24 protein-coding genes and 1 tRNA gene are annotated in these 24659 nt (G+C 69.4%); 19 read left to right on the forward strand and 6 right to left on the reverse strand.

The annotated features are described in order from the left end of the window. Positions 1 to 363 precede the first annotated feature (363 nt). The 10 genes from MYK68_RS01605 to MYK68_RS01650 all read left to right on the forward strand — a co-directional run bounded on the left by MYK68_RS01605 (position 364) and on the right by MYK68_RS01650 (position 11044). The gene (locus MYK68_RS01605; protein ID WP_247865918.1) at positions 364 to 1629 is read left to right on the forward strand and encodes an aspartate kinase; all 1266 of its coding nucleotides are present in this window, start codon (positions 364 to 366) and stop codon (positions 1627 to 1629) included. A 2-nt stretch (positions 1630 to 1631) separates the two neighbouring features. Then, entirely contained in the window at positions 1632 to 2657 is a 1026-nt protein-coding gene (locus tag MYK68_RS01610; protein ID WP_247865919.1) for an aspartate-semialdehyde dehydrogenase, read from the forward strand. A gap of 303 nt (positions 2658 to 2960) precedes the next feature. Next, on the forward strand, positions 2961 to 4373 hold the full coding sequence (locus MYK68_RS01615) for a hypothetical protein (RefSeq protein ID WP_247865921.1): 1413 nt from the start codon (positions 2961 to 2963) through the stop codon (positions 4371 to 4373). Between the two features lie 31 nt (positions 4374 to 4404). Beyond that, the gene (locus tag MYK68_RS01620) at positions 4405 to 5064 is read left to right on the forward strand and encodes a hypothetical protein (RefSeq protein WP_247865922.1); all 660 of its coding nucleotides are present in this window, start codon (positions 4405 to 4407) and stop codon (positions 5062 to 5064) included. Positions 5065 to 5127: 63 nt separating this feature from the next. Further along, positions 5128 to 5559 (forward strand): organic hydroperoxide resistance protein, encoded by a 432-nt coding sequence (locus MYK68_RS01625; RefSeq protein ID WP_247865924.1) that lies wholly within the window; start codon positions 5128 to 5130, stop codon positions 5557 to 5559. A gap of 48 nt (positions 5560 to 5607) precedes the next feature. Continuing rightward, positions 5608 to 6078: a hypothetical protein gene (locus tag MYK68_RS01630; RefSeq protein ID WP_247865925.1), complete on the forward strand. Its 471-nt coding sequence runs from the start codon at positions 5608 to 5610 to the stop codon at positions 6076 to 6078. Further along, positions 6062 to 7552: a hypothetical protein gene (locus MYK68_RS01635; RefSeq protein ID WP_247865926.1), complete on the forward strand. Its 1491-nt coding sequence runs from the start codon at positions 6062 to 6064 to the stop codon at positions 7550 to 7552. The genes MYK68_RS01630 and MYK68_RS01635 overlap by 17 nt, the downstream gene beginning before the upstream one ends. A 22-nt stretch (positions 7553 to 7574) precedes the next feature. Then, positions 7575 to 8963 carry a DUF2252 domain-containing protein gene (locus tag MYK68_RS01640; RefSeq protein WP_247865927.1) on the forward strand — a complete coding sequence of 463 codons (1389 nt, stop codon included), beginning with the start codon at positions 7575 to 7577 and terminating at the stop codon, positions 8961 to 8963. A 79-nt stretch (positions 8964 to 9042) separates the two neighbouring features. Further along, positions 9043 to 9116, forward strand: a tRNA-Pro gene (locus MYK68_RS01645). 344 nt (positions 9117 to 9460) lie between these two features. Beyond that, positions 9461 to 11044: an aspartate:alanine exchanger family transporter gene (locus MYK68_RS01650; RefSeq protein ID WP_247865929.1), complete on the forward strand. Its 1584-nt coding sequence runs from the start codon at positions 9461 to 9463 to the stop codon at positions 11042 to 11044. A 463-nt stretch (positions 11045 to 11507) separates the two neighbouring features. Here the strand turns inward: MYK68_RS01650 and MYK68_RS01655 are convergent, their stop codons facing one another. Together MYK68_RS01655 and MYK68_RS01660 are read right to left on the reverse strand one after the other, a co-directional pair. After that, positions 11508 to 12506 carry a metallophosphoesterase gene (locus tag MYK68_RS01655; protein WP_247865931.1) on the reverse strand — a complete coding sequence of 333 codons (999 nt, stop codon included), beginning with the start codon at positions 12504 to 12506 and terminating at the stop codon, positions 11508 to 11510. Positions 12507 to 12547: 41 nt separating this feature from the next. Continuing rightward, positions 12548 to 14956 carry a penicillin-binding protein gene (locus MYK68_RS01660; protein WP_247867889.1) on the reverse strand — a complete coding sequence of 803 codons (2409 nt, stop codon included), beginning with the start codon at positions 14954 to 14956 and terminating at the stop codon, positions 12548 to 12550. A 297-nt stretch (positions 14957 to 15253) separates the two neighbouring features. Here MYK68_RS01660 and MYK68_RS01665 point away from each other — a divergent pair, with 297 nt between their 5' ends. Then, positions 15254 to 15580, forward strand: coding sequence for a WhiB family transcriptional regulator (locus MYK68_RS01665; protein ID WP_247865932.1), 327 nt, complete (start codon positions 15254 to 15256; stop codon positions 15578 to 15580). A 39-nt stretch (positions 15581 to 15619) separates the two neighbouring features. After that, positions 15620 to 16090 (forward strand): hypothetical protein, encoded by a 471-nt coding sequence (locus tag MYK68_RS01670; protein ID WP_247865933.1) that lies wholly within the window; start codon positions 15620 to 15622, stop codon positions 16088 to 16090. Positions 16091 to 16295: 205 nt separating this feature from the next. On the opposite strand, the gene bagB is transcribed toward MYK68_RS01670, so the two are convergent. Beyond that, entirely contained in the window at positions 16296 to 17405 is a 1110-nt protein-coding gene (gene bagB, locus MYK68_RS01675; RefSeq protein WP_247867890.1) for an ArsA family ATPase, read from the reverse strand. Next, positions 17402 to 18451, reverse strand: coding sequence for an ATPase BagA (gene bagA, locus MYK68_RS01680; RefSeq protein WP_371308235.1), 1050 nt, complete (start codon positions 18449 to 18451; stop codon positions 17402 to 17404). Before bagA ends, bagB begins: the two co-directional genes overlap by 4 nt. Before the next feature lie 25 nt (positions 18452 to 18476). Here bagA and sp36 point away from each other — a divergent pair, with 25 nt between their 5' ends. The 3 genes from sp36 to MYK68_RS01695 are packed head-to-tail and all read left to right on the forward strand — an operon-like array spanning position 18477 to position 19934. Beyond that, the gene (sp36, locus tag MYK68_RS01685) at positions 18477 to 18641 is read left to right on the forward strand and encodes a Sp36 family protein (RefSeq protein WP_247865936.1); all 165 of its coding nucleotides are present in this window, start codon (positions 18477 to 18479) and stop codon (positions 18639 to 18641) included. 2 nt (positions 18642 to 18643) lie between these two features. Beyond that, positions 18644 to 19123, forward strand: coding sequence for a RidA family protein (locus MYK68_RS01690; protein WP_247865938.1), 480 nt, complete (start codon positions 18644 to 18646; stop codon positions 19121 to 19123). Position 19124: 1 nt separating this feature from the next. Then, entirely contained in the window at positions 19125 to 19934 is an 810-nt protein-coding gene (locus MYK68_RS01695; RefSeq protein ID WP_247865940.1) for an MBL fold metallo-hydrolase, read from the forward strand. Between the two features lie 36 nt (positions 19935 to 19970). Here the strand turns inward: MYK68_RS01695 and glxR are convergent, their stop codons facing one another. Further along, positions 19971 to 20645 (reverse strand): CRP-like cAMP-activated global transcriptional regulator GlxR, encoded by a 675-nt coding sequence (gene glxR, locus MYK68_RS01700; RefSeq protein WP_247865941.1) that lies wholly within the window; start codon positions 20643 to 20645, stop codon positions 19971 to 19973. 118 nt (positions 20646 to 20763) lie between these two features. Then, positions 20764 to 20997 (reverse strand): hypothetical protein, encoded by a 234-nt coding sequence (locus MYK68_RS01705; RefSeq protein WP_247865943.1) that lies wholly within the window; start codon positions 20995 to 20997, stop codon positions 20764 to 20766. A 173-nt stretch (positions 20998 to 21170) separates the two neighbouring features. On the opposite strand from MYK68_RS01705, the gene nth reads away from it, so the two are divergent. From nth to MYK68_RS01725, 4 genes are read left to right on the forward strand one after another with little or no spacing between them, the layout of a single operon-like run. Beyond that, complete coding sequence (gene nth, locus MYK68_RS01710) at positions 21171 to 21878, forward strand: endonuclease III (protein ID WP_247867891.1); 708 nt, start codon at positions 21171 to 21173, stop codon at positions 21876 to 21878. Continuing rightward, positions 21875 to 22564 carry a TlpA disulfide reductase family protein gene (locus MYK68_RS01715; RefSeq protein ID WP_247865945.1) on the forward strand — a complete coding sequence of 230 codons (690 nt, stop codon included), beginning with the start codon at positions 21875 to 21877 and terminating at the stop codon, positions 22562 to 22564. Before nth ends, MYK68_RS01715 begins: the two co-directional genes overlap by 4 nt. Next, positions 22561 to 23361 carry an NUDIX hydrolase gene (locus MYK68_RS01720; RefSeq protein WP_247865947.1) on the forward strand — a complete coding sequence of 267 codons (801 nt, stop codon included), beginning with the start codon at positions 22561 to 22563 and terminating at the stop codon, positions 23359 to 23361. The genes MYK68_RS01715 and MYK68_RS01720 overlap by 4 nt, the downstream gene beginning before the upstream one ends. Then, positions 23358 to 24560 carry a MarP family serine protease gene (locus MYK68_RS01725; protein WP_247865949.1) on the forward strand — a complete coding sequence of 401 codons (1203 nt, stop codon included), beginning with the start codon at positions 23358 to 23360 and terminating at the stop codon, positions 24558 to 24560. Before MYK68_RS01720 ends, MYK68_RS01725 begins: the two co-directional genes overlap by 4 nt. Positions 24561 to 24659: the final 99 nt, after the last annotated feature.

Consider the following 24659-nt stretch of genomic DNA (forward strand, 5'->3'; position numbering starts at 1 on the left):
ACAGGCCGACGGCATCGATCGTGGCGGGCCGCAACGTGGTCCACGCGGCATCGTGTCCACGGTCGCGCAGCCAGGAGGCGACCGCGAGGGACTTTCCGTAGCCGGCCGGAGCGCACACCAGAGTCACCAACTGCGTGGTGACGCAGTCGAGTTGGTCGAGCACATCCGGACGCAGCACCACGTTGCGCGCGACGGGGCCGCTGGCCGGTGCGCCGTCGACCCGGGGCCCGAGGTCCACCGCTCTCCTCTCGTCACCGATCAGCGTAGGCGGGCACCGCCCGTGACCGGCGGCGCACCCGGCGACCGGTACAGTATTCCCGGAAAGCAGCACGCGAGAAGACCGAGTACAGGAAGGCCCCCGACGTGGCACTGGTGGTCCAGAAGTACGGTGGCTCGTCGGTGTCGGACGCCGAACGGATCCGGCGCGTGGCCGAGCGCATCGTCGAGACCAAACGACAGGGCAACGACGTGGTCGTCGTCGCTTCGGCGATGGGTGACACCACCGACGAACTGCTCGATCTGGCCGAGCAGGTGAACCCGAATCCGCCGCAACGCGAGATGGACATGCTGCTGACGTCCGGCGAGCGCATCTCCAACGCGCTGCTGGCCATGGCGATCGAGGCGCTCGGCGAGAGCGCGCAGAGCTTCACCGGCTCGCAGGCCGGAGTCATCACCACGTCGAGTCACGGCAAGGCCAAGATCATCGACGTGACCCCCGGCCGGGTCCGCAGTGCGCTCGACGACGGCAGGATCGTGCTCGTCGCGGGCTTCCAGGGCGTCGCCCAGGACACCAAGGACGTCACGACCCTCGGCCGCGGCGGGTCGGACACCACCGCGGTGGCGCTCGCCGCCGCGCTGGAGGCCGATGTCTGCGAGATCTACACCGACGTCGACGGCATCTACACCGCCGACCCGCGGATCGTGCCCGACGCCCGGCACCTCGAGAAGGTCTCCTTCGAGGAGATGCTCGAGATGGCCGCGTGCGGCGCCAAGGTCCTCATGCTCCGGTGCGTGGAATACGCGCGCCGCTACAACGTTCCCGTTCACGTGCGCTCGTCGTACTCGACCAAGCCCGGCACCCTGGTGTCCGGTTCGATGGAGGACATCCCCGTGGAAGAAGCGATCCTCACCGGTGTGGCTCACGACCGCAGCGAGGCTCAGGTGACCGTCTTCGGCATTCCGGACGAGCCCGGCTACGCCGGCAAGGTGTTCCGGGCCGTCGCCGACGCCGAGATCAACATCGACATGGTGCTGCAGAACATCTCCACCGTCGAGACCGGCAAGACCGACATCACCTTCACGCTGCCGAAGGAACTCGGACCGGTCGCCATCGAGAAGCTGTCGGCGCTGCAGAGCGAGATCGGTTTCTCCGAGATCGCGCTCGACGAGAACGTCGGCAAGGTGTCGCTGGTCGGTGCGGGCATGAAGAGCCACCCGGGCGTCACCGCCACCTTCTGCGAGGCGCTCAGCGAGGCCGGCATCAACATCGAACTGATCTCCACCTCCGAGATCCGGATTTCCGTGCTGTGCCAGGAGGCCCAGCTCGACGACGCCGTGCGCGCGCTGCACAAGGCGTTCGATCTCGGTGGCGACGAGGAAGCCGTCGTGTACGGCGGAACGGGGCGCTAGTCATGGTCAACATCGGAGTCGTCGGCGCCACCGGTCAGGTCGGCGGCGTCATGCGCGCCCTGCTGGAGCAGCGGAACTTCCCCGCCGACCAGGTCCGGTTCTTCGCCTCCCCGCGGTCGGCGGGCAAGACGCTGCCCTTCCGCGGCGAGGAGATCGTCGTCGAGGACGCGACCACCGCCGATCCCAGCGGCCTGGACATCGCGCTGTTCTCGGCCGGCGGCACCATGTCGAAGGTGCAGGCCCCGCGCTTCGCCGCGGCCGGCGTCACCGTGATCGACAACTCCTCGGCGTGGCGCAAGGACGACGACGTCCCGCTGATCGTCGCCGAGGTCAACGGCGAACTCGCGAAGAACCCGCCGAAGGGCATCATCGCGAACCCGAACTGCACCACGATGGCCGCGATGCCGGTCCTCAAGCCGCTGCACGACGCCAAGGGGCTGCGCCGGCTGATCGTGTCGAGTTACCAGGCGGTCTCCGGCAGCGGTCTGGCCGGAGTGCGGGAACTGAAGGGACAGGTCGAGGCGGGCGTCGCCGGTGACCTCGGACAGCTCGTCTACGACGGCGGTTCGGTCGGCCTCGGCGAGCCCGGTGTCTACGTGAAGCCGATCGCGTTCAACGTGCTCCCGCTGGCCGGGTCGATCGTCGACGACGGCTCCGGGGAGACCGACGAGGACCAGAAGCTCCGCAACGAGTCGCGCAAGATCCTCGGTATCCCCGAGCTGCTGGTCAGCGGCACCTGCGTGCGCGTCCCGGTGTTCACCGGTCACTCGCTCTCGATCAACGCCGAGTTCGACGAGGCGATCACCCCCGACGAGGCGCGGGCGATCCTCGCCGAGGCCGCCGGGGTCAAGGTGGTCGACGTTCCCACGCCGCTCGACGCGGCCGGTGGCGACGTCTCCCTGGTCGGCCGGATCCGCCAGGATCCGGGTGCCCCGGACGGACGCGGGCTGGCCCTGTTCGTCTCGGGCGACAACCTCCGCAAGGGCGCCGCGCTGAACACCATCCAGATCGCCGAACTGCTCGTCTGACCCTTCGACCGCGTGTCGTCGCTTCGCTCCGCCACGCATGCTCAGGGCCAGGCCGTCGGCGGTCGCCATGTTGGTCGAGCGGTCTTCATGCTGGTCGAGCGGAGTCGAGACCTTCTGCTCGGTCGGGTGGGTGATCTCGACTCCGCTCGATCGTCATAGGCCCGGCTCGATCGTCATAGGCCCGGCTCGATCGTCACAGGCTCGGCTCGAGTGGTTTTCATGTTGGTCGAGCGGAGTCGAGACCACCGGTCGTCCTGAGTCGAACACGTGCCTGACCGAGGAGCGTGTGGTGGACTCTTCGGCATGGGTACGAAACCGTATCGACTCCTCGCCGCGCTGCTCGCGGCGGTCGCCGCTCTGGCGCTGATTCTCGGGCAGGCTCCGGCCGCATCCGCCGCGCCGAGCGGTCTCCCCGGCCTGGGCCCGAAGTGGACCTCGCTGATGCACGGCGACCTCGCCTCCACCGACAGCACCGCCTACCGAGGACCGGGACGTACCGGGCATCTGGCGGCGTGGAGCGTGCCGGGCGGGCCGTGCGCGGCCACTTTCATCGGGTCCGACTCGCTCCCGGTGTCGTTGTGCACCAACGTGATCGCCGGGCGCCCGCCGCAGTTCGCGACGCCGGTCGTGACGCTCTTCGACCCGGCCACCGCCCGGGTGCTGGCGACCCTGCCGCTCGCCAAGGGCGGCCTGCTCGGCGGCGTCTACGGCTACCTCGACGACAAGAACCGGGTGGTGGTGGCCGACGGCACCGGCGCGATCCTGAAGGTGGCGCATCGGCGTACCGCCCGGGGATGGCAGTTGTTCGTCGCCGACCGGATCGACCTCTCGCGGCACCTCGGCGCCGACTCCGTGACCGGTCTGGCGCCCGACGAGAGCGGGCGCATCTGGTGGGTCACCACCGCGGGCATCGTCGGGACGGTCACCGGCCGGAAGGTCGCCTCGATGCACCTGCCGCGCGGCGAAGAACTGGGCAACGGTCTGTCGGTGCGGTCCCGCGGTGTCTCGGTGCTCACGACGCACGCGTTGTACGAGATGTGGGCCGGCTCCGACGGTGTCCCGAAGGCGGTGTGGCGCAAGGCGTACGACCGCGGGCCGGCGCGCAAACCCGGCCAGCTCACCTGGGGCAGCGGGACCACGCCGACGTACTTCGGCCCGGGCGGAGACGAATGGGTCGCCATCGTCGACAACGCCGTCGTGCCGCGGTTGCACGTCTATCGCTCGGACGACGGCTCCCCGGTCTGCTCGCTGCGGGCCTTCGCCCAGCCGGACCAGGGCACCGAGAACTCGCCGATGGCGTGGGGCGACAGCCTGGTGATCCCGAGCACCTACGGATTCCAGTACCCGCCGATGGCGGTGCGCGGACCGGCCGTGCCGCCCGACGCGCCGTTCGTCGGTGCGATGACGCGGATCGACGTCGCCCCGGGCCGCTGCACCCGGGTCTGGGAGAGCCGGGACCGGATGGCCACCCTCCCGCGGCTGTCCACCGCGGACGGTCTGATCCACGCGCTGGGTTACGGGCCGCTGACACCCGGCCCGCAGCAACTCGGCCCGGTGAACTATGTCGCCGTCGACTTCCACACCGGGCGCCGGGTGGTGACCCGGCAGGTCGGTGTCGCACCGCTCGATGAGCCGCTGCAGCTGACCGGGATGATCGCCCCCGACGGTGCACTCTGGCAGGGCACGTTCAGCCGGATGCTCAAGATCGCCCGGTGAGGCCGGTGGGGGAGTGTGTCAGGATCGACGCATGACCTTCCCCGGGCCGCACGGTGATGACGACGACGAGCGCATCCCGACTCAGGCCGAACTCGACGCCGAGGATCTGGCCGAGCTCGCCCGCACGTCGCGGGACGCCGACCTGGCCGCGCGCTATCCGCGGCGGCCGGCCGATCCGGGTCCGCCACCGGCGGCGCTGGTCCGGGACGCCGTCTGGGCCTGGTATCTGTCGGCGGTCGCCGCGCTCGTCTGCGTGATCTTCGGTTTCGCGACGCTGGGCGCGACCAGGGCACGCCTCCAGGCCCGGCTGGAACCGCAGATGGAGGGCGTGAAACAGATCGATGCGCACGCGCAGGCGTCGTCGATGGCCCATTTCTGGCCGCTCGCCCTGCTGATCGGCTGGCTGATCGCGATGGCGCTCAGCTACCCCCTGCTGGTCAACATCGCCAAGCACCACAGCCGGAACCTCCGCAGCATCTATGCCGCGCTCAGCGTGGTGATCATCTTGTTCGTTCCGCTGATCTCCGACCTGCTGTTCAAGTACCCGGAAGTGTCGCCGGTGATCCGGGTGCTCGCCTGGGTGTCGGTGGGCGCGCTGCTGCTCTCGGTGCTGATGACCTTCCGGCGCGCGGCCGGCGCGTGGCTGCCGTCGTCCACGCGCATCAAGCCGGGACGGGTCCGCCGCGGGTAGCGGACATAGCGCGTACGTTGGGTGGAGAACTGCTCGTTCAATCCCAAGCGAAGGTGGAATGCGATGACTGTGAATCCGGTGTACCGCGTGTGGTCGACCTCGACCGGTGGCGGACGCGACGGAGAGGTGGTCTCCGAGTCGGGGCGCATCGATCTGGAACTGCGACCGCCGGTGGAGATGGGCGGCAGCGGCGACGGCTCCAACCCCGAGGAACTGTTCTCGGCCGGCTACGCGGCCTGCTTCAACGGCGCGCTGCACCACGTCGCGAAGGCGGCGGGTGTGGATCTGCCTGCGGGGACCGCCGTCAAGATCACCGTGGGCATCGGGTCCGACGACGCCGACGGCGGCTTCGGTCTGGTCGCCGACATCCACACCACGATCCCCGGGCTCGACGCGGCGCAGGCGCAGGAACTCACCGAGAAGGCGCACGCCTTCTGCCCCTACTCCAAGGCCACCCGCGGCAACATCGCGCACACGGTCACGTCGAGCGTCTGACCGACTCGCGCGCCCGCCGAGCGCGGGCGCGCGGTAGCGTGAGGACTCGTGAACAACTGGGGAATTCTGGCCGGGCTCGGACTGCTCGCCATGGCGTTCGTCGCGGTCGCCTACATCCGGTATCGGCAGCGCGAATCGTCGTCCCTGATGCGCGACGTCGAACTCGCCCGCGGACTGCGTGACCTCGCCGGAGACGACGCCGTGCGACTGGCCTGCGTCGACGAGTTCGAGGTCGGGCTGTATCAGCGTCTCTTCTACGCCTCCGCGGTCGGCCCCCGCCTGCGCAGTGCGGTCTGGTCGATGGTGGGGGCGGTGTTCGCGGTGACGGCGGCGCTGCTGCTGCGCGGCGTCGCCGGCGCGCTGGCCGACGTCTGCTTCATCGTGGCGCTGGTCGTCGCGTTCTTCTTCGGTCTCGCGGTGCTCTGTTTCCTGTCGATGGCCGCGTTCGCCGCCCTGACCACGCCCCGCGTGTCGTTCGCTGAGTCCTACGGCGCGACCGCAGATGACGCGACGGACTGACTCCGGGACCGGTGGCGGGGTCCGCGCCGCGCTGGCGGTGGTCGGACTGGTCGCGATCGGGATTCTGGTCACCGCCTCGGCGGTGATCGTCGCCGATCGCGGTGCCGGTCCGCGTCCCGGCCAGGCGGCCGGCACCGTCGCGGTGATCGCCGAGAACGGTGTGCCCGACGCGGTGCTGGTGACCCGCATGCTGCTCGCCTCGTCGTCGTCCGCGGTGGTGGTGCCTGCCGGCGCCGCGCCGGAGGAACGCGCGCGGGCCGTCGAGCTGAGCCGGAACCGCCGCGTGCCGGTGTACACGGTGCCGGCCGCCGGGACCGGCGCCGTGACCGCGGAACTGCGGCGACTCGGCGTATCGAGCGTGGTGAACGTCGGCGGTGAGGTCGCGGGTCTCGGGGTGACGCAGACGTCCGACACCAGCCGGATCGGGCGCGGCGTCGTGCCGTTCGCGGGGCATCCGGTGGTACTGCTCGACGACTCCGGTGACGACGCCGCCGAGGCGGCCGCCGACGCTGGGCTCGCCGATGCCCAGGTGGTGCGCGTACCGGTCGCCGACCCGCGGGCCACCGGGGAGTCCGTGGCCGCGGTGAGTCGTGCCGGGGATCCGGCGATCCTCGCCTTCGGTGCGGCGTTCGGCGACGAGGAGACCTTCCGAGCGCGGGTACGGCAGGCCCGGACGGTGCCCCAGCTGCCGGGCGGCGGCCAGTTGATGTTCCCCTCGCGGCGAGTCGTCGCACTCTACGGTTCCCCGGGTTCCCGGGAATTGGGTCCGCTCGGCAGGCAGTCGTTGCCCGCGTCGATCGACCGCGCGAAAGCTGTTGCCGCGCAGTACGACTCGCTCTCGCCGGCGCCGGTGGTTCCGGGCTTCGAGATCATCGTGACCGTGGCCTCGGCCGAGCCCGGATACCGTGGGGCGTATACCAACGTCGTCGACCCGGCGGTGGTGGAGCCGTGGATCGACGCGGCGGAGAAGGCCGGTATCTACGTGACCCTCGACCTTCAGCCGGGCCGGATGGACTTCCTGACCCAGGCGAAGATGTATCAGCGGTTGCTGGAACGACCGCACGTGGGTCTGGCACTCGATCCGGAATGGCGGCTCAAACCCGGCCAGGTGCACCTGACACAGATCGGCTCCGTCGACCCCGCCGAGGTCAATCGCACGTCGGCGTGGCTCGCCGATCTGGTGCGGACCAGGAACCTTCCGCAGAAGGCGTTCGTCCTGCATCAGTTCGACGTGGACATGCTGGGCGACCGGTCCAGGATCGACACCTCGCACCCCGAACTCGCCGTCGTGCTGCACGCGGACGGGCACGGTGTGCCCGCGGTCAAGATGGGGACGTGGAACCGGATGATCTCCGGTATGCCGCCGAACGTGTGGATGGGCTGGAAGAATTTCTACACCGAGGACAAGCCGATGTTCGGCCCGGGGAGAACCATGGCGGTGCGCCCCGTTCCGTACTTCATCTCGTATCAATAGGGAATCTCGCGAGGGAGTCGACATGACAAGCAACGCTGCGCCGATCGGTGCCGAGGAACTGGCGGCCGGGCCCGATCTCGCGAGCAGACGCGACCCGGTCGACATCCTGGCCGCGCAGGACGCGACCCGGATCAGGGCACTGGTCCCGGTCCGGCACGAGCGGATGGGTGCCACCCCGTTCACCTTCTACCGGGGCGCGGCGGCGGTGATGGCCGCCGATCTCGCCGCGACACCGGACACCGGCATCTACACGCAGCTGTGCGGCGACGCGCATCTGAGCAACTTCGGGCTGTTCCTGTCGCCGGCCCGGCGCATGGTCTTCGACCTCAACGACTTCGACGAGACGCATCGCGGCCCCTTCGAATGGGACGTGAAGCGACTGGCGGCGTCGATGGTGGTCGCCGCGCAGTCGAACGGCGCCACCGACAAGCAGGCGAAGCGTGCGGCGCGTCGTGCCGCCCGCGCGTACCGCCGCACGATGGCCGCGTCGTCGAACAAGAGCGCCATGGCGTGCTGGTACGACCACGTCGACGCCGACGAGGTGATCCGTGATCTGGGCGACCAGCTGGACACCGCGAGCAGCGACCGGATGCGGCGCCTGCTGAAGAAGTCCCGGCATCGCAACAGCGAGCAGGCGCTGTCGAAGCTGTGCGTGCAGGACGACACCGGTGTGCACATCAAGAGCGATCCGCCGCTGCTGGTCCCGGCGAGTGAGATCTTCGTCGATACCGATGCGGAGAATCTGAGCGCGATGTTCGTGAATCGGTTCGACGCCTACCGGAAGACCCTGCCGGGATACCTGGAGCGGCTCCTGGACCAGTACGCCTTCGTCGAGGCGGCGCGCAAGGTGGTCGGCGTCGGCAGTGTCGGTACCCGCTGCTGGATCGCGCTCTTCGCCGGCCGGGAGAACCAGGATCCGCTGTTCCTGCAGATGAAGGAAGCGCAGGAGTCGGTGCTCGCCCCGTACACGCCGGGCGTGCAGTTCCGGAATCAGGGGCACCGCGTCGTCTTCGGGCAGCAGCTGATGCAGGCGTCCAGTGACATCCTGCTCGGATGGCTCTCCGCACCCGTCTTCCAGGACGGGGCGGACGGTTCGGGGAGGGCCGGGGCCGGGATCTCCGACTTCTACGTTCGGCAGCTCCGCGACGGCAAGGGCTCGGTGGTGATCGAGGAGATGCCGATCGAGCGGCTGACCATGTACGGCGAGCTGTGCGGGGCGGTGCTGGCGCAGGCGCACGCCCGCACGTCGGCGCGTGGCGACATCGCCCGCTACCTCGACGGTCTGGGTAAGGACTTCGACAAGGCGATCGGCAAGTGGTCGCTCGCGTATTCGGCGATCAATGTCGCCGACCACACGCGGATGGTCGAGAGCGCCGGTGTGAACAGTGCAACGGCCGGAGACCCGAGCTGAGGGGCGGCCCAGAAAGGCCTTCTACCTGCCGATTTCATGTCCGGCGGGGTTGTCGGGTAAATTCGTTCACGTTGTAACACGGGGTATGGCGCAGCTTGGTAGCGCGCTTCGTTCGGGACGAAGAGGTCGCAGGTTCAAATCCTGTTACCCCGACGCTTTGGTTGAGAAGCAGTAGAGAGCCTGACCGGCAGAAGTGCGGGTCAGGCTCTCCTCGTTTCACGAATGCTTCAGGGGCGGTTCGGGTTTCGTCCGTGACTCGCCCGCAGCGATGCGAGAGGTCCCGGGGCATCGTGCCGCCGGGACCTCATCACAACCCCTCGAGCGCCGGACTCAGGCTCTCGCAAATGGACGCTCTGGTGCTGATTTCATCCTCAGACTAACAGTGCGGGGCTCCCACGGCCCGCTCCCGCGCCGATCCGGCCTGTCGTCCCCGTTCGGCGTCGGCGGTGTCATCGAACGCCTACGATCGAATCCACTCGACACCCCGGGAGGGCCGGATGCACTGGTTCGTCGACAGTCCGCTGCTTGCGATCTTCTTCTGTGTCGGCGTGGGGTGCGTCGTCGGGAAGATCCCGTTCGGTCCGGTCTCCTTCGGTCCCGCGGGAGCGCTCTTCGTGGCGCTGGCGCTGTCGGCGATCGACCCCGACGTCGCCGTGCCGCCCCTGGTCACCGCGCTGTCGCTGTGCGTGTTCTGCTACATGGTCGGCGTCTCGGCGGGACCGGCATTCGTGTCCGCCATCCGCCGCGGCTGGCGCCAGGTCCTGGTGTCGATCGTCGCGATCATCGGGATGGCGGCGGTCGCACTCGGCGTCGGTAAGGCCTTCGGTTTCGACATCGGCATGATCGCCGGCGCCTTCTCCGGATCCGGTACCGCGACCGCGGCGCTGGGCGCGGTGCAGGAACAGCTCACCGGTGCCGACGGTGAGACTCCGGCGTCGCCCGCGATCGGCTACGCGGTCGCCTATCCGATCGCGGTGTTCGCGACCATCCTGGCCTGCACCTATCTGATCCGGCGGGGTCAGCGGAAGCCGACCGGTGCGGATCTGGAGACGATCAGCCCGATCGTCGTGCGCACGCTCGAACTGGTCGGGGACCCCGGGCTCACCGTGCAGCAGTTCAACGACCGGTACGACGCGGTGATCTCGCGTCTCACCCGAGACTCGGTCACCGTCGTCGCGCACGACGCCGAGCCGCTCGCCGCAGGCGACCTGATCACCGTCACGGCGCGCGAGGACGAGGCCGAACGGATCGTGAGCGAGCTGGGCCGGCCCGCCACGGTGGAACCCTGGCTCGACCGGTCGGCGATCGACTTCCGGCGCGTCACCCTCTCCACCCGCGCGCTGGTCGGCCGTCCGCTGCACGAGTTACGGATGGAAGAGCGGTACGACGCCGTGGTCAGTCGTGTGCGGCGTGGCGACGTCGACATCATCGCCACTCCGGACCTGATCCTGCAGAGCGGAGACCGGCTGCGGGTGACCGCGCCGCGCGACCGGCTCGCCGAGATCGCCGCCGACCTCGGCGACTCCGATCGGGCCGCGGGGGACATCAATCCGATCGGTCTCGGCCTCGGGCTGACCATCGGCCTCGCACTCGGCTTCCTGTCCATCCCGCTGCCCGGCGGCGGCGCGTTCGTGCTGGGTGCGGCGACCGCACCGCTCATCGTCGGCGTCGTGCTGGGGGCCGTCGGCCGCACCGGGCCGATCGTGTGGACGCTGCCCGGCGGCGTGTCGAACACGCTCAACCAGTTCTCGTTGCTGGTCTTCCTGGCCGCGGTCGGGCTCGGCGCGGGCGGGGGCCTGGTGACCGCGCTCAAGAGCGACGCGGTCGGGCTCATCACCCTCGGCATCGCCATCGCCGCCGCCCACACGCTGATCTGCGTGATCGGTCTCCGCACGGTGCTTCGTGACGGCACCGCGAGCGCCCTGGGCGGCCTCACCGGGTCGCAATTGAATCCGGCGCCGTACGCCTACGCCATGGGTAAGCTCGGCGACCAGCGGATCGCCGTCAGCTACGCGGTCCTCTTCCCGGTCGCCATGCTCGCCAAGGTGCTGATCGCGCAGCTGATGGTCGTGTACTTCTGACGTTCCCGGCCGGCCGGTCCTCGACCGTCGATCGACAGATGTCGCGGATCCTGCCGGATTCGCCGTCATTCACGCGACCGATCTCGGTCCGGCAAGATCCGCGACGTATTGCTCCCGCGGTGCCTGATCGCCAGGCCGTGTGGAGACGGATCGGTAGGAGGGGCGTTTCGACACGATCTCGGCTAGCGCCTCGATCGGCTCAACGGGCTGTGGGGGGCCGGATGGGCTCAACGGGTGGCGGGGGCGGGGTCGGTTTGACGGGTGGCGGAGCCTGATCGGCTCAGCGGGCCGCGGGGGCTCGGCTTGACGGGGCAGTGGGGGCGAGTCGGTTCGACGGGCGGTGGGGGCGTTTCGACGAGATCTCGGCTAGCGCCTCGATCGGCTCAACGGGCTGTGGGGGCCGGATGGGCGCAACGGGCTGCAGGGAGGGGCGGGTCGGTTTGACGGGCTGCCGGGCTCGTGGTCAGTGCAGCGTGCCGGCCAGCTGGGGCAGCGACTGGTCGACGATCTCGTCGTCCCCTCCGCCGTTCGACGACGCGGTCAGGGTGAGCAGGGTGGCCTCGGGGCGGCAGCAGAACCGGGCGGGCGCGTACGGCGAGGTGCCGAGGCCCGCGCTCACGTGCAGCATCATCGTCGATCCCCAGTGCGACACCCCCTTGACGCGGGAACGATCCAGGTGGCAGTTGGTCACCAGCGCGCCGTAGCCGGGCAGGCAGAGCTGGCCGCCGTGGGTGTGGCCGGCCAGCACCAGGTCGTACCCGTCCGCCGCGAACGCGTCGAGCACCCGCGGCTCGGGGGAGTGCGTCAGCCCCAGCCGCAGCTGCGCGAGCGGATTCGGCCGCCCGGCCACCGTCTCGTAGCGATCCCGGCCGATGTGCGGGTCGTCGACACCAGCGGCCGCGACCCGCACGCCGCCCACCTCCAGTTCGCGGATCGCGTGGGTCGCGTCGAGCCAGCCGCGCTCGCTGAACGCGGCCCGCAAGTCCTGCCAGGGCAGCGGCTCACCGTGCGTGCGCTTGTGGTCCTTGCGGAAGTACTTGAACGGATTCTTCGGCTTCGGGCCGAAGTAGTCGTTGGAACCGAACACGAACAGTCCGGGCCGCGTCAGCAACTCACCGAGTGCCTGCACGACGGCCGGGACGGCCGCCGGATGCGCCAGGTTGTCGCCGGTGTTGACCACCAGGTCCGGCTCCAGATTCGCGAGCTCGGAGATCCACGACTGCTTCAGGTACTGGCGCGGCATCATGTGGATGTCGCTCAGATGGAGCACGCGCAGCGACGGCGACCCGGGCTCCAGGACCGGCAGCGTCGCCTGGCGCAGCGCGAAGGCGTTCCGCTCGATCATCGTCGAGTACAGCAGACCCGCCGCCGCGGCACCCGCGGCACCGGCAGCGAGCCGCGCGGCGGGGGAGGAGAGCAGTTCGGAAGCGTCGCGAGCCGGCACACGGGGGACAGAAACCATGCCCACGAGGATACGCGTCGCGCCCCCGCGCGCCGGGGCGGTCAGCCGCCCGGCACCTCGATCGTTACCGGCCCCACGCCGGGCACGTCGACGGTCTTCGACGTCGGTGGACCGCCGCCCTCCTGCTCCTTGCCGTTGGAGACGTAGACGGCGATCGTCGATCCCGGCATGGCGCTGTCCGACGGTGCCGTGAACACCACGGTGCCCTTGGGCTTGCTGCTGTCCACCTCGAGCTCGTTGACCTTGAAGCCGGCCTCCTGCAATCGAGAGGTCGCCTGGCTCACCGGGAGACCGGCGACGTTCGGGATGCGGCCGCGACTGCTGCCCGCGACGAAGGCCGGGTCACTCGGTGGCAATCGGACCGGACCGAACTTCTCGGCGATCGGCAGCATGGAGCGGAACCAGGTGCGGGCCGGCTCGTAGCCGCCGTAGATGTCGCCGTCGTAGCACTGGCGGACCGGCGAGGTGCAGATCCCGGCGGGATGCGAGCCGTCGTTGTAGACGTACGACGCCGCGGCGAGCTGGTTGGTGAAGCCGAGGAAGGCGGCCGAGCGGTGGGCCTCGGTGGTACCGGTCTTGGCGGAGAGCGGCAGGCGCCAGCCGATCGACGACGCGGCCGCCGCGGAGGTGCCGCCGGGCTGGTCGTCCTGGCTCATCGCGTTCGCGAGGGTGTTGGCGAGACCGCTCTCCACCACCTGCTCGCACTTCGGCGGGTTGAACGGGACGTTCACCATCACCGGCTTGCCGTCCGGGCCCATCACCGCGTTGCTGTACTGGTCGCGCTTCACCTGCTGGATCGAGACCACCGGACTCGGCGGGCACCACACGCCGCCGGACGCGAGGGTGGCGGCGACGTTGGAGAGTTCCAGGGCGTTGACCGCGAACGGGCCCAGCGTGAACGACCCGAAGTTGCCCTTCTTGACGTAGTCGGCCAGGCTCTGGTCGCCGTGGCCCGACGATCCCGGCGCGGCGTACGACCGCAGCCCCAGCCGCACGGCCATGTTGACCGCAGGGGTGACGCCGACCTGCTGCAGCATGTTCACGAACGTCGTGTTGGGGGACTGGGCGAGCGCCTGAGTCAGGGTGAGCGCCGGCGGGTAGGCGCCGGCGTTCTTGACGCAGTAGTAGTCCTGCGGGCAGCCGAACGCCCCGTTGCTGTTACCCATGCCCTTGACGGCGATGTTCGCGGGCACACCGAGCACCGTGTTGGTGCCCAGGCCCTTCTCCATCGCCGCGGCGACGGTGAAGATCTTGAACACCGAGCCGGCGCCGTCACCCACCATCGAGAACGGCTGCGGCTGCACGGTCTGATTGCGCTTCTGGTCGAGTCCGTAGTCGCGGCTGGAGACCATCGACAGGACGTCGTGCGACTGGCTCCCGGGCTTGATGATGCTGATGACGTTCGCGATGCCGTCGACGTCCGGGGACACCTGGCTCTGCGCGGCGCGCAGAGCATTGTCCTGCACCTCCGGATTCAGCGTGGTGCGGATCGTGTAACCGCCGCGGGCGACGGCGCTGCGGGACAGACCGTTCTCGGCCAGGTATTGCAGCAGGTAGTCGCAGAAGAAGCCGTCGTCGCCCGCCGAGATGCATCCCTGCACCGGCGTCTTCGGCTCCGGCAGCACGCCGAGCGGCTCGTTTTTCGCCGCCCGCAGCTCCGCGGCGCGAGCCGGGAAGTTCTCGATCATGGTGTCCAGCACCGTGTTTCGGCGATTGAGCGTCGCCTCGGGATCGGTGTACGGATTCAGCGCCGAGCTGGACTGGACCATGCCGGCGAGCATCGCAGACTCGGCGACGGTCAGGTCCTTGGCGGACTTGCCGAAGTAGGTCTGCGCCGCCGCCTCGATGCCGTAGGCGTTGTTGCCGAACGGAACCATGTTGAGGTAGCGGGTGACGATCTGCTTCTTGGCGTCCTGCTTGGCGGCGGCCTCGTCGAGGCCCTTCTCGCGCATGGCCTGCTCGGTGAGGCTGCGTTCCAGCGTCATCGCCATCCGGGCCTCGCGCAGCTTGCGGGCCGGCGTCGACTCGACGGCCGCCTCGCGCTCGGCCTCGGTGCGGGCCAGGACCAGCAGCTGATAGTTCTTGATGTACTGCTGATCGAGGGTGGACGCACCCTGCTGCACCTCGCCCGACGACGAGTTCTTCAGCGCGGCGCGGATGGTTCCGCGCCAGTCGACGCCGTCGTGCTCGAGGAAGCGGCGGTCCTCCACCGAGATGATCGCGCGGATCATGTTCTCGGAGATGTCGTTGTAGCCCACCTGCATCCGGTACTGGTCGAAGAGCAGCGCGATGGGCTTGCCGTTGACGTCGGTCACCGTGGTCACCTCGGGAACGGTGCCGTTCAGGAGTTCCGACGAGGTGTTCTCCATCGTGGCGGCCGCCCGGTTCGACAGCATCGCCACGCCGGACGCGAACGGGAACATCAGCCCGGCGACCAGGACACCGGCCATCAGTAGCGCGAGCGCTGCGCCCGGGAGTTTGAAGGAGTTCCGCACCCGGCCAGGATACGTGCCGAGACCCAGGTGGCGGGGCATCGGTCGCTGTCCGTGTGCTGCCCGCGTGTCGGCGACGGGTCGCGGATGCCGGAATTCCGAACTGTGACTTGCGTTCGGCGGGCCACCCTCAATAGGCTCGGAAAAGTGATCCGGCTTACACTTCTTCAAGAGTGAGAGACAGATTGCATTGTGGATCTTATGCACCCCCGAGCAGCGGGCGTGTCGATGGATTGTGAAAGGCGGAGTACCGCTATGACTTTGGCCCCTCTGTCCGGTGGAGATACCGAAGCCCGCCTCGCGTGGGTCGCCCAGGCTCGCTGCCGCGGTGGAAACCCCGATGACCTCTTTGTCCGCGGTGCCGCGCAGCGAAAGGCGGCGACCATCTGCCGCCACTGCCCGGTGCAGCTCGAGTGCGGCGCCGATGCGCTGGACAACCGCGTGGAGTTCGGCGTCTGGGGAGGGATGACCGAACGTCAGCGTCGCGCCCTGCTCCGCCAGCACCCCGAGGTGACCTCGTGGTCGGCGTTCTTCGAAGCGCAGCGCCGCCGCCAGCACCTCGCCGCGGTACCGCAGCAGTAGCTTTGCGTCCCGGCGCCGTCGTCACCTAGCGTCGGCGCCATGACCGACTCGCCCCAGTCCGCTGCGAATCCGGGGCCGCCCGCCACCATGCGGTGGGTCGTCCGCCTGCTCTGTCTGGGGGCCGCGCTGCAAGCGCTGTTCGGCGGAATCATGATCTACCTCGTCGGAGGGCTGCGCGACGACCGCGCCGTGCACGACGAGTTCGCCAGGGCGGCAAGGGATGCCGGCAAGCCCGCGAGTGATGTTCCCGGTCTGATCGACGACGCGATCGACCGGTGGCGCCTCGCCTGGATCGTCGCGACCGTGCTCGCGGTCGCCCTCTGGCTGTTCCTCGCCTGGATCAACCGCCGCGGCTTCGCCTGGGCACGCACCGCCACCGCCACCGTCGTGGTGCTCGCGCTCGTCTTCTTCGTCTACGTCCTGCTGGGCGGCCTCAACGTCGTGGCGATCGCCGCGATCGGGCTGCTGGCGGCGATCCTCTACCTGCTCTACCGCCCGGTGCCGGGGTGACCGGCTGATGTCTCGTACATCGGTCGGGGTGCGACGGCCGCATGACCACGGCGCTGTGGCGGGTCACGTGTGCATATCCGGATCGTGAGCAGTCACAGTGCCGTTGTGATGTCGGCGGCGCCTAGACACCGAGCCGCGAGAGGAGTGGATTCGACACACCTCGGCCCGCGCCGCGGTGGACACGAAGCGTGTCCAGCACGATTCGCTAGCCCGGAGCGGTGATCTGCTCCGACACCGCGCGCAGGGCGTCGGCGTCGGCCACCTCGAAGGGCAGCGCCGGCACCCCGACCCACGGCACGCTCGGATTGGCCGACGTGAAGCGGCCCAGCATGTGCAGCTCGCGCTGCGCGGTGGTCGCGCGGTCGATGTGCAGCCGCAGCACCCCGCGGGTGAGATCGTCGGACACGCGCTCCTCGGCCGCCTGTGCGGTCGGCGTGGAGATCGACGTCAGGTTCGGGTGCGTGCGGTTGACGATCAGACCGCTCAGCGGCATCGAGTCGTGCGCCAGCCGATTGACGAAGAAGCTCGCCTCGCGCAGCGCATCCGCCTCCGGCGATGCGACGACGACGAAGTTGGTGCCCGGCCGGGTCAGCAGTTCGTAGGTGCGGGCGGCGCGCTCCTGGAAGCCGCCGAACATCGAATCGAGCGACTGCACGAAGGTGGCGACGTCGCGCAGAATATCGGCGCCGATGATGGTCGCGATGCCGCGCATCGCCAGGCTCATCGCACCGGTCACCACGCGGCTCACCCCGCGGCCGCCGCCGATCAGCATCCGCATCAGCCGCCCGGACAGGAACGAGCCGAGCCGCTGCGGCGCATCGAGGAAGTCCAGTGCGTTCCGCGACGGCGGCGTGTCGACGACGATGAGATCCCACCGGTTCTCTTCCAGGAGCCGGCCGAGCTTCTCCATCGCCATGTACTCCTGCGTGCCGGAGAACGACGACGCCACCGTCTGGTAGAAGGCGTTGTTCATGATCGCCTCGGCGCGCTCGGGCGTCGAATGCTCGATCACCATGTCGTCGAAGGTGCGGCGCATGTCGAGCATCATCGCGTCGAGTGAGCCGGTGGATGTGCCGTCGACCAGCGAGATCGGCACCGGCTGCGGTTCGTTGGTCAGCTCGCTCATCCCGAGCGACTGGGCCAGGCGCCGGGCCGGATCGATGGTGAGCACGGCGACGGTCCGGCCGCGCTCGGCGGCGTAGAGGGCCATCGCCGCAGCGGTGGTGGTCTTGCCGACCCCGCCGGACCCGCAGCAGATCACCACGCGCGTCGCCGGATCGAGCAGGACGCCGCCCATCTTCAGCTCGGTCATCAGACGCCGGCCTCCTTCATCACCCGGGCGAGTTGATACAGCGCACCGAGGTCGACGTGCTCGTCGATCAGCGGCAGATCGATCTTCGGGGCCGGGACCTCGTCGAGTTCGGCCTGTGCCACCTGCTGCGCCTGCAGCCGCACCGCGTAGTCGATGGTCTCGGTGAGCAGTCCGGCCAGATCCTCGTCGCTCAGCGACAGTCCGGCGGCGGCCAGGTCGTCGCGGATCGTCACCGCATCGACCTCGCCCTCGGCGATCGCATCGAGCTGGTCGGCCGGCAGATAGTGCGGGCTCACCCGGTTGACGAAGATCGCGCCGATGTTGAGGTCCTTGCCGCTCAGCTCGTCGACCGCCTCGATGGTCTCCTGGATGGGCATCGCCTCCAGGAGCGTGCACAGGTGAACATAGGTCTGTCGCGAGTGCAGCAGGCGCACCACGCCCTCGCTCTGTCCGGCGATCGGGCCGGTCTTGGCCAGGTCGCGCATCGCCGAGGTCACGTCCAGGAAGTTGCCGATCCGGCCGGTCGGCGGGGAGTCGACGACGACGACGTCGTACAGCAGCGCGCCCTTCTCATCGGTGGCGATCACGCGCTCCTTGATCTTGCCGGTGATGACGACGTCCCGCAGGCCCGGCGCGACGGTGGTCACGAAGTCGATCGCGCCCACCTTCTTGATCGCGCGCCCGGCGAAACCGAGGTTGTAGAACATGTCGAGGTATTCCAGCAGTGCGTGCTCGATGTCGATCGACAGCGCCCAGACACCCCCGTCGCCCTCGGCCGAGGCCACCTTCTGGTCGGTCGGCGGCAGCGGCGGGACGTCGAAGAGCTGCGCGATGCCCTGGCGGCCCTCGACCTCCACCAACAGGACCTTCTTGCCCTCGCTGGCCAGTGCGATGGCGAGGGCCGCGGCGACGGTGGTCTTACCGGTTCCGCCCTTGCCGGACACGAAGTGCAACCGGGCATCGCGGGCCTCGGCAGGCCAGCGATCGTGGCCTGCGGTCAAGGGGTCAGTCGTCACGAACCTCACCTTAACGACCGCACTGTCCCGCATGAGAATCAACCGATAAGGTTGGGCTATGAGCGATCTGACGACCTGGGAATATGCCACCATTCCGCTGCTGACGCACGCGACGAAGAACATCCTCGACACCTGGGGTTCCGACGGCTGGGAGCTGGTGAGCGTCCTCCCCGGCCCGACCGGCGAGCAGCACGTCGCCTACCTCAAGCGACCCACCAACTGATCATGAGCGCCTCGAATGCATGGAGCGGCCGGCTCGCCGAACTCGGCCTGACGCTGCCCGCGGTGGTCACCCCGGTCGGCAGCTACACCCCGGCGCTGCGCGTCGGCGATCTGGTCTACACGTCGGGCCAGCTCCCGGTGGTCGACGGTGAACTGAGCGTGCGCGGCAAGGTGTCGGAAGGCGCCGAGGGCATCGTCACGCCCGCGCAAGCCAACGCGGCGGCCCGGCAGTGCGCGCTCAACGCGCTCGCCGCGGTCGACGCCGTCGCCGGTGTCGACGCCATCGTCCGGATCGTCAAGGTGGTCGGCTTCGTCGCCTCCGCACCCGGATTCACCGGCCAGCCGGGCGTGCTGAACGGCGCGTCCGACCTGCTGGGTGAGATCTTCGGCGACGCCGGAGTCCACGCCCGTTCGGCCGTCGGCGTCGCCGAACTGCCGCTCGGCGCGCCGGTGGAAGTGGAACTGATCGTTCAGGTGGCCTGAGATGACCGCCCCCGCCCATCCGGCCTACGGACAGGTGCGGCCGGTCACCGAGTTCGCCTCCGTCGTGCTGCGGGACAACCCGGGTCTGATGGAGCTCGACGGCACCAACACCTGGATTCTGCGCGCCCCCGGGAGTCCCACCTCGGTGGTGGTCGATCCGGGGCCCAGGCGGTCCAAGAAGCACGTGCGGACCGTCGCCGAGGCGGCCGGCGAGGTGGAACTGACGCTGATCACGCACCGCCACTTCGACCACACCGGCGCCATCGAGCGGATGCGCAAGGAGACCGGCTCGATCCACCGGGCGCATTCGATCGACTTCAGCCACGGCGCCCCGCGGCTCACCGATCGCGAAGTGATCGAGGCGGCCGGACTGCGGATCACCGTGCTGCACACGCCCGGTCACACCGCCGACTCGACGAGCTTTCTGGTCGAGTGGGACGGGCAACGGGCCATCCTCACCGGTGACACCATCCTCGGCCGGGGGACCACCGTGCTCGACCCGCGTGACGGCGGGCTCGGCGATTACTTCCACTCGCTGAACCGGCTGATCGTGGAGGCATCCGACGCGACGCTGCTGCCCGGACACGGTCCCGATCACCCGGAACTCGGGCCGATCGCGCGCTTCTACAAGGCGCACCGCGAGGAGCGGCTGGACCAGATCCGGCAGGCGCTCGACGACCTGAAGCTGACGCCGCAGGAAGCCAAGCCGATGAAGGTGGTCCGCAAGGTCTACGCCGACGTCGACGAGAAGCTGTGGCCGGCGGCCAAGATGAGCGTCAAAACGCAACTGGAGTACCTGCGCACCCTGTGAGGGGTGGCGGGTACTCCAGTCGAGTGGGGTCTGCGCTCAGCGAGCGCGGCGGGCCAGTCGTTCGGAATCGGCGATCAGCACGCTCTTGCCCTCGAGGCGGAGCCAGCCGCGCTGTGCGAAGTCGGCGAGGGCCTTGTTCACGGTCTCGCGCGAGGCGCCCACCAGCTGCGCGATCTCTTCCTGCGTCAGGTCATGGGTGACGCGCAGTGCGCCGCCCTCCTGGGTCCCGAAGCGCTGAGCCAGCTGCAACAGCTGCTTGGCGACGCGGCCCGGGACATCGGTGAAGATCAGGTCCGCGAGGTTGTTGTTGGTGCGGCGCAGACGCCGGGCGAGGACGCGGAGCAACTGTTCGGCGATCTCCGGGCGGTCCTTGATCCACTTCTTGAGGGCGTCGCGGTCCATGGTGGCGGCGCGGACCTCGGTGACCGTCGTCGCCGACGACGTGCGCGGGCCCGGATCGAAGATGGACAGCTCGCCGAACATGTCCGACGGTCCCATGATGGTCAGCAGGTTCTCGCGGCCGTCCGGGGAGCGTCGTCCGAGCTTCACCTTGCCGGACAGGATGATGTAGAGCCGGTCGCCGGGTTCGCCCTCGTGGAAGATCACGTGTCCGCGGGGAAACTCGACCTCCGTGAGCTCGGAAGAGAGCGCTGCCACGGCGGTAGGCTCAACCCCCTGGAAAATACCCGCCCGGGCAAGAATCTCGTCCACGTACGAACCTCTCTCGTTCGAATCACAGCATTGGCAACCTGCAGTGATTCAGGCTACTCGATCGTCGAGTGTAATTGTTGCGAGAGTCACTGAAACGCGCGACTGGCCGACTGGACGGTCAATCCTCGTCACCATGATCGGTGCCGCGCCGCCGGTTGCGGAGCTCGTCCAGCGCGGCCGGAAGCCCGGTCTTGGCCAGATTCGAGACGTCGGTGTCGTCGGCGCTCTCCAGGAACTCGTCCACCTGGCCGCCGCCGACGGTCAACCGGTCGAGATTGTGCTGCACCTTCTCCATCGCCAGGGCGAACAGCATCAGCAGGAAGGGGAAGACGATCACTGCCAGACCTTGCATGTGCTCCACGAAAACACAGTGCCGGCCGCGGCCGGAAACCGGGAGACCGCTCGTCACCGAGTTGTGACTTGACCGGCGAATGTGCTGCCGCACCCGCGCGGTCGGTAGCCTGGACTGTTGTGAGCGCGCGGAAAACGGAGACCCGTCTGGGCCTGGTTCGTCGTGCCCGCCGGATGTACCGGGTCCTGGAACGGGAATTCCCGGAAGTGTGGTGTGAACTCGACTTCACCACGCCGCTGGAACTGTCGGTGGCGACCATCCTCTCGGCGCAGTGCACCGATGTGCGCGTCAACTCCGTCACCCCCGCGCTCTTCGCCCGCTACCCGGACGCCTGGGCCTACGCCGGTGCCGACCGCACCGAACTGGAGGAGATGATCCGCCCGACCGGCTTCTACCGGAACAAGGCGAACTCGATCATCGGGCTCGGCCAGGCGCTGGTGGAACACTACGACGGCGTGGTGCCGAACAGACTCGATCAACTGGTGAAGCTCCCCGGCTTCGGCCGCAAGACCGCGAACGTGGTGCTGGGCAACGCCTTCGGCGTTCCCGGCCTCACCGTCGACACCCACTTCGGCCGCCTGGTGAACCGCTGGGGCTGGACCACCGAGACCGATCCGGTGAAGGTGGAACGCGCGATCGCCGAGCTGTTCCCGCGCCGCGAGTACACCGACCTCTCGCACCGGATCATCTTTCACGGGCGACGGATCTGCCACGCGCGCAAGCCGGCATGCGGGGTGTGTCTGCTAGCGCGCGACTGCCCGTCGTACGGTCTCGGTCCCACCGACCCGGAACAGGCCGCCGCACTGGTCAAGGGCCCGGAGACCGAACATCTCCTCGCGCTCGCGGGACTCGGCGCCGAGGCCTGCGGGGAAAGCGCATGAGCGTGCTCAAGTCGCCGGGCGCCAAGGCGATGCTCGCTTTCGTCATCGTGATGGCTGCCCTGATCTTCGCGCTCTGGCCCCGCGTGCACGGCGACTCGGCGACATCCGGACCGGACCCGGCGTCGTTGACCGGCGGGGTGACCGATGAGGCCGTCTCGGCGGGCATGCTCAATCAGGCACGCACCGATGCCGCGCTCGCACCGTGCCCGCAGAGCGGGGCGCCGGTCCCCGGGGACGCCGCGCTGAAGGGCGTGTCGGGAATCTGCCTCGCCGACGGGAAGCCGATCGATCTGGGCCAGGCCACGGCCGGGCGGCCGACGGTGATCAACCTGTGGGCGGTCTGGTGCCTGCCGTGCCGCCGTGAACTCCCCCTGTTCGATGAGCTTTACCGTCGCGCGGGCGACCGGCTCGACGTGCTCGCCGTGCACTCGCGGGACGGCGGCGACAAGCCCTACGCGATCCTGAGCTTCCTGAAGGAACTCGGCGTGCACCTGCCGACCGTCGCCGATCCGCGCGGCGACATCGCCGGTGCGCTCCGCGCGCCGCGCGTCTACCCGTCGACGGTGCTGATCCGCGCCGACGGCACGGTGGCCGCGGTGCTGCCGCGGGTCTTCGGCTCGTACGACGACCTCGCCGCCGTGGTTCGCACCGATCTGGGCGTGGACGTGTCCGGGGGCGGCTCGTGACGCGGCGGCCGGCGGAGCCGGCGGGCGCGCTGGTGGACCGGTCGGAGATCCCGCCGTGGCTGCGCGCGGTGACCGACGATCCGCGAGTGGTGAACGAGGCCGTACTGCGGCGCGGCGGCGACCGTGCGCGCTGGGCGTCGGCGTTCCGGGCGCAGCGCGCCGCGGCGGTGCTGGTCCTGTTCAGCGGGGCGTTCGAGGCGGCACACGATCATCCCGGCGGGCTGCCCGCCGACGCCGGAATCCTGCTGACCGAACGAGCGGCGACCATGCGCACGCACAGCGGCCAGATCGCCTTCCCGGGCGGTAGCCGCGACCCCGGCGACGACTACCCGGTCGGCACCGCCCTGCGCGAAGCGCGCGAGGAGACGGGCCTGCTTCCCGACGGCGTCCGGGTGCTCGCGCAGCTGCCGACCTTCCCGGTGCCGTCCGGATTCGAGGTGATGCCGGTGATCGGGCACGAGGCGGTGCCCAGCGAGGTCGGCGTCGTGAACGAGGAGACCGCACGCGTGGTGCGGGTGAATCTGCGCGAGATCCTCGATCCGGCCAACCGCTTCCAGGTGAGCCGGACCATCGTCGGTGCCACGGCGTACAAGGGCCCGGCGTTCCTGTACGACGGCATGCTGGTCTGGGGCTTCACCGGCGGACTGCTGGCGGCCATCAGCGCGTGCGCCGGCTGGGACGTGCCGTGGGACACCCACGACGTGCGCCCGCTGGAACAGATGATCGCCGAGACCGGTGGCCGCCAGGTGTCCGGCTTCGGTCCGCAGCCCGGCGACGATCAGCGGGCGCGCCGGTGAGCGGCTCGGTGTGGGTCGACGTCCTGGTCCTGGCGATCGCGCTCCTCGCGGCGATCGGCGGCTACCGGGCCGGCGCCGCGGCGTCGGCGCTGGCCTTCCTCGGCGTGGTGGTCGGCGTGATCGCGGGCATCCTGGTGGTTCCGCACGTGGTGACCCGCATCGACGACCCGCGGCTCCGTCTGCTGGTGGCGTTGCTCCTGCTGGTCGGGTTGGTGATCGTCGGCGAGGTCTCCGGAATGGTGATCGGCCGCGCGGCCCGCAGCGGCCTGCACTCGCTGCGGCTGCGCCGGGTCGACAGCTGTATCGGGTCGGTGCTGCAATTCGTGGCGATCCTGATCGTCGCGTGGCTGGTGGCCATCCCGATCCGGGAATCGAGTCAGACCCGGCTGGCCGAGGCCGTCGACGGCTCCCGGGTGATCGGCGCGGTCGACAAGGTGGCGCCGAACTGGATGCGCGGCCTGCCCGGCGACTTCACCGCGCTCATCGACAGCTCCGGTCTCAAGCAGGTGATCAGCCCCTTCGGCGAGACCGAGGTGGCGGCCGTCGACCCGCCGGACCAGACCCTGGACACCGCCGCCGTGGTCACCCGGGTCCGGCCCAGCGTCGTGAAGATCCTCGGGGTCGCGCACGGCTGCGGGCAGGCGCTGGAGGGCTCCGGTTTCGTCATCTCGCCGGAGCGGGTGATGACCAACGCCCACGTCGTCGCCGGTACCGACCAGGTCGCGATCCGCACCCCGAACGGCCGGGAGTACGAGGCGAAGGTGGTCTGGTTCAACTCCCGCAACGACGTCGCCGTGCTCGACGTCCCCGGCCTCACCGCGCCGGCCCTGAAGTTCTCGCAGCGCTCCGCGGTCACCGGCGACGACGCGATCGTGCTCGGCTACCCGGAGAACGGCCCCTTCACCGTCACCCCGGTCCGCGTCCGCAACACGGTGAACCTGGTGGGGCCGGACATCTATCAGAGCCCGGAGAAGGTCAAGCGCAAGGTGTACACCGTGCGCGGCACCATCCGGTCGGGCAATTCCGGCGGGCCGATGATCGCCCCCGACGGCACGGTTCTCGGGGTGGTGTTCGGGGCGTCGGAGAACGTCGCCGACGACACCGGGTTCGTGCTCACCGCGAGCCAGGTGGAGGCCGACGTGGCGGCCTCGGAGAAGCGGCAGGCCCAGGTCGGCACCGCCGAGTGCCTCGCGCGCTGACGCTCCCGCAGCGGTGCCGCCGGGGATGGTGGACGTGGCAGCGTCCGCGCGCAGAAGCAGCGCTCGCGGGCGCTGCTTCCGTACCGACCCGCTGCTACG

This window comes from Gordonia sp. PP30 (assembly GCF_023100845.1).
Taxonomy (GTDB): domain Bacteria; phylum Actinomycetota; class Actinomycetes; order Mycobacteriales; family Mycobacteriaceae; genus Gordonia.

Bases quoted from the DNA above. Each gene is read 5' to 3' on its own strand.
- MYK68_RS01610 (WP_247865919.1), top strand. From the start codon at position 1,632: ATGGTCAACATCGGAGTCGTCGGCGCCACCGGTCAGGTCGGCGGCGTC.
- MYK68_RS01615 (WP_247865921.1), top strand. From the start codon at position 2,961: ATGGGTACGAAACCGTATCGACTCCTCGCCGCGCTGCTCGCGGCGGTC.
- MYK68_RS01620 (WP_247865922.1), top strand. From the start codon at position 4,405: ATGACCTTCCCCGGGCCGCACGGTGATGACGACGACGAGCGCATCCCG.
- MYK68_RS01625 (WP_247865924.1), top strand. From the start codon at position 5,128: ATGACTGTGAATCCGGTGTACCGCGTGTGGTCGACCTCGACCGGTGGC.
- MYK68_RS01635 (WP_247865926.1), top strand. From the start codon at position 6,062: ATGACGCGACGGACTGACTCCGGGACCGGTGGCGGGGTCCGCGCCGCG.
- MYK68_RS01640 (WP_247865927.1), top strand. From the start codon at position 7,575: ATGACAAGCAACGCTGCGCCGATCGGTGCCGAGGAACTGGCGGCCGGG.
- MYK68_RS01650 (WP_247865929.1), top strand. From the start codon at position 9,461: ATGCACTGGTTCGTCGACAGTCCGCTGCTTGCGATCTTCTTCTGTGTC.
- MYK68_RS01655 (WP_247865931.1), bottom strand. From the start codon at position 12,506: ATGGTTTCTGTCCCCCGTGTGCCGGCTCGCGACGCTTCCGAACTGCTC.
- MYK68_RS01660 (WP_247867889.1), bottom strand. From the start codon at position 14,956: ATGGCCGGTGTCCTGGTCGCCGGGCTGATGTTCCCGTTCGCGTCCGGC.
- MYK68_RS01665 (WP_247865932.1), top strand. From the start codon at position 15,254: ATGACTTTGGCCCCTCTGTCCGGTGGAGATACCGAAGCCCGCCTCGCG.
- MYK68_RS01670 (WP_247865933.1), top strand. From the start codon at position 15,620: ATGACCGACTCGCCCCAGTCCGCTGCGAATCCGGGGCCGCCCGCCACC.
- bagA (WP_371308235.1), bottom strand. From the start codon at position 18,451: ATGCGGGACAGTGCGGTCGTTAAGGTGAGGTTCGTGACGACTGACCCC.
- sp36 (WP_247865936.1), top strand. From the start codon at position 18,477: ATGAGCGATCTGACGACCTGGGAATATGCCACCATTCCGCTGCTGACG.
- MYK68_RS01690 (WP_247865938.1), top strand. From the start codon at position 18,644: ATGAGCGCCTCGAATGCATGGAGCGGCCGGCTCGCCGAACTCGGCCTG.
- MYK68_RS01695 (WP_247865940.1), top strand. From the start codon at position 19,125: ATGACCGCCCCCGCCCATCCGGCCTACGGACAGGTGCGGCCGGTCACC.
- MYK68_RS01705 (WP_247865943.1), bottom strand. From the start codon at position 20,997: ATGCAAGGTCTGGCAGTGATCGTCTTCCCCTTCCTGCTGATGCTGTTC.
- nth (WP_247867891.1), top strand. From the start codon at position 21,171: ATGTACCGGGTCCTGGAACGGGAATTCCCGGAAGTGTGGTGTGAACTC.
- MYK68_RS01715 (WP_247865945.1), top strand. From the start codon at position 21,875: ATGAGCGTGCTCAAGTCGCCGGGCGCCAAGGCGATGCTCGCTTTCGTC.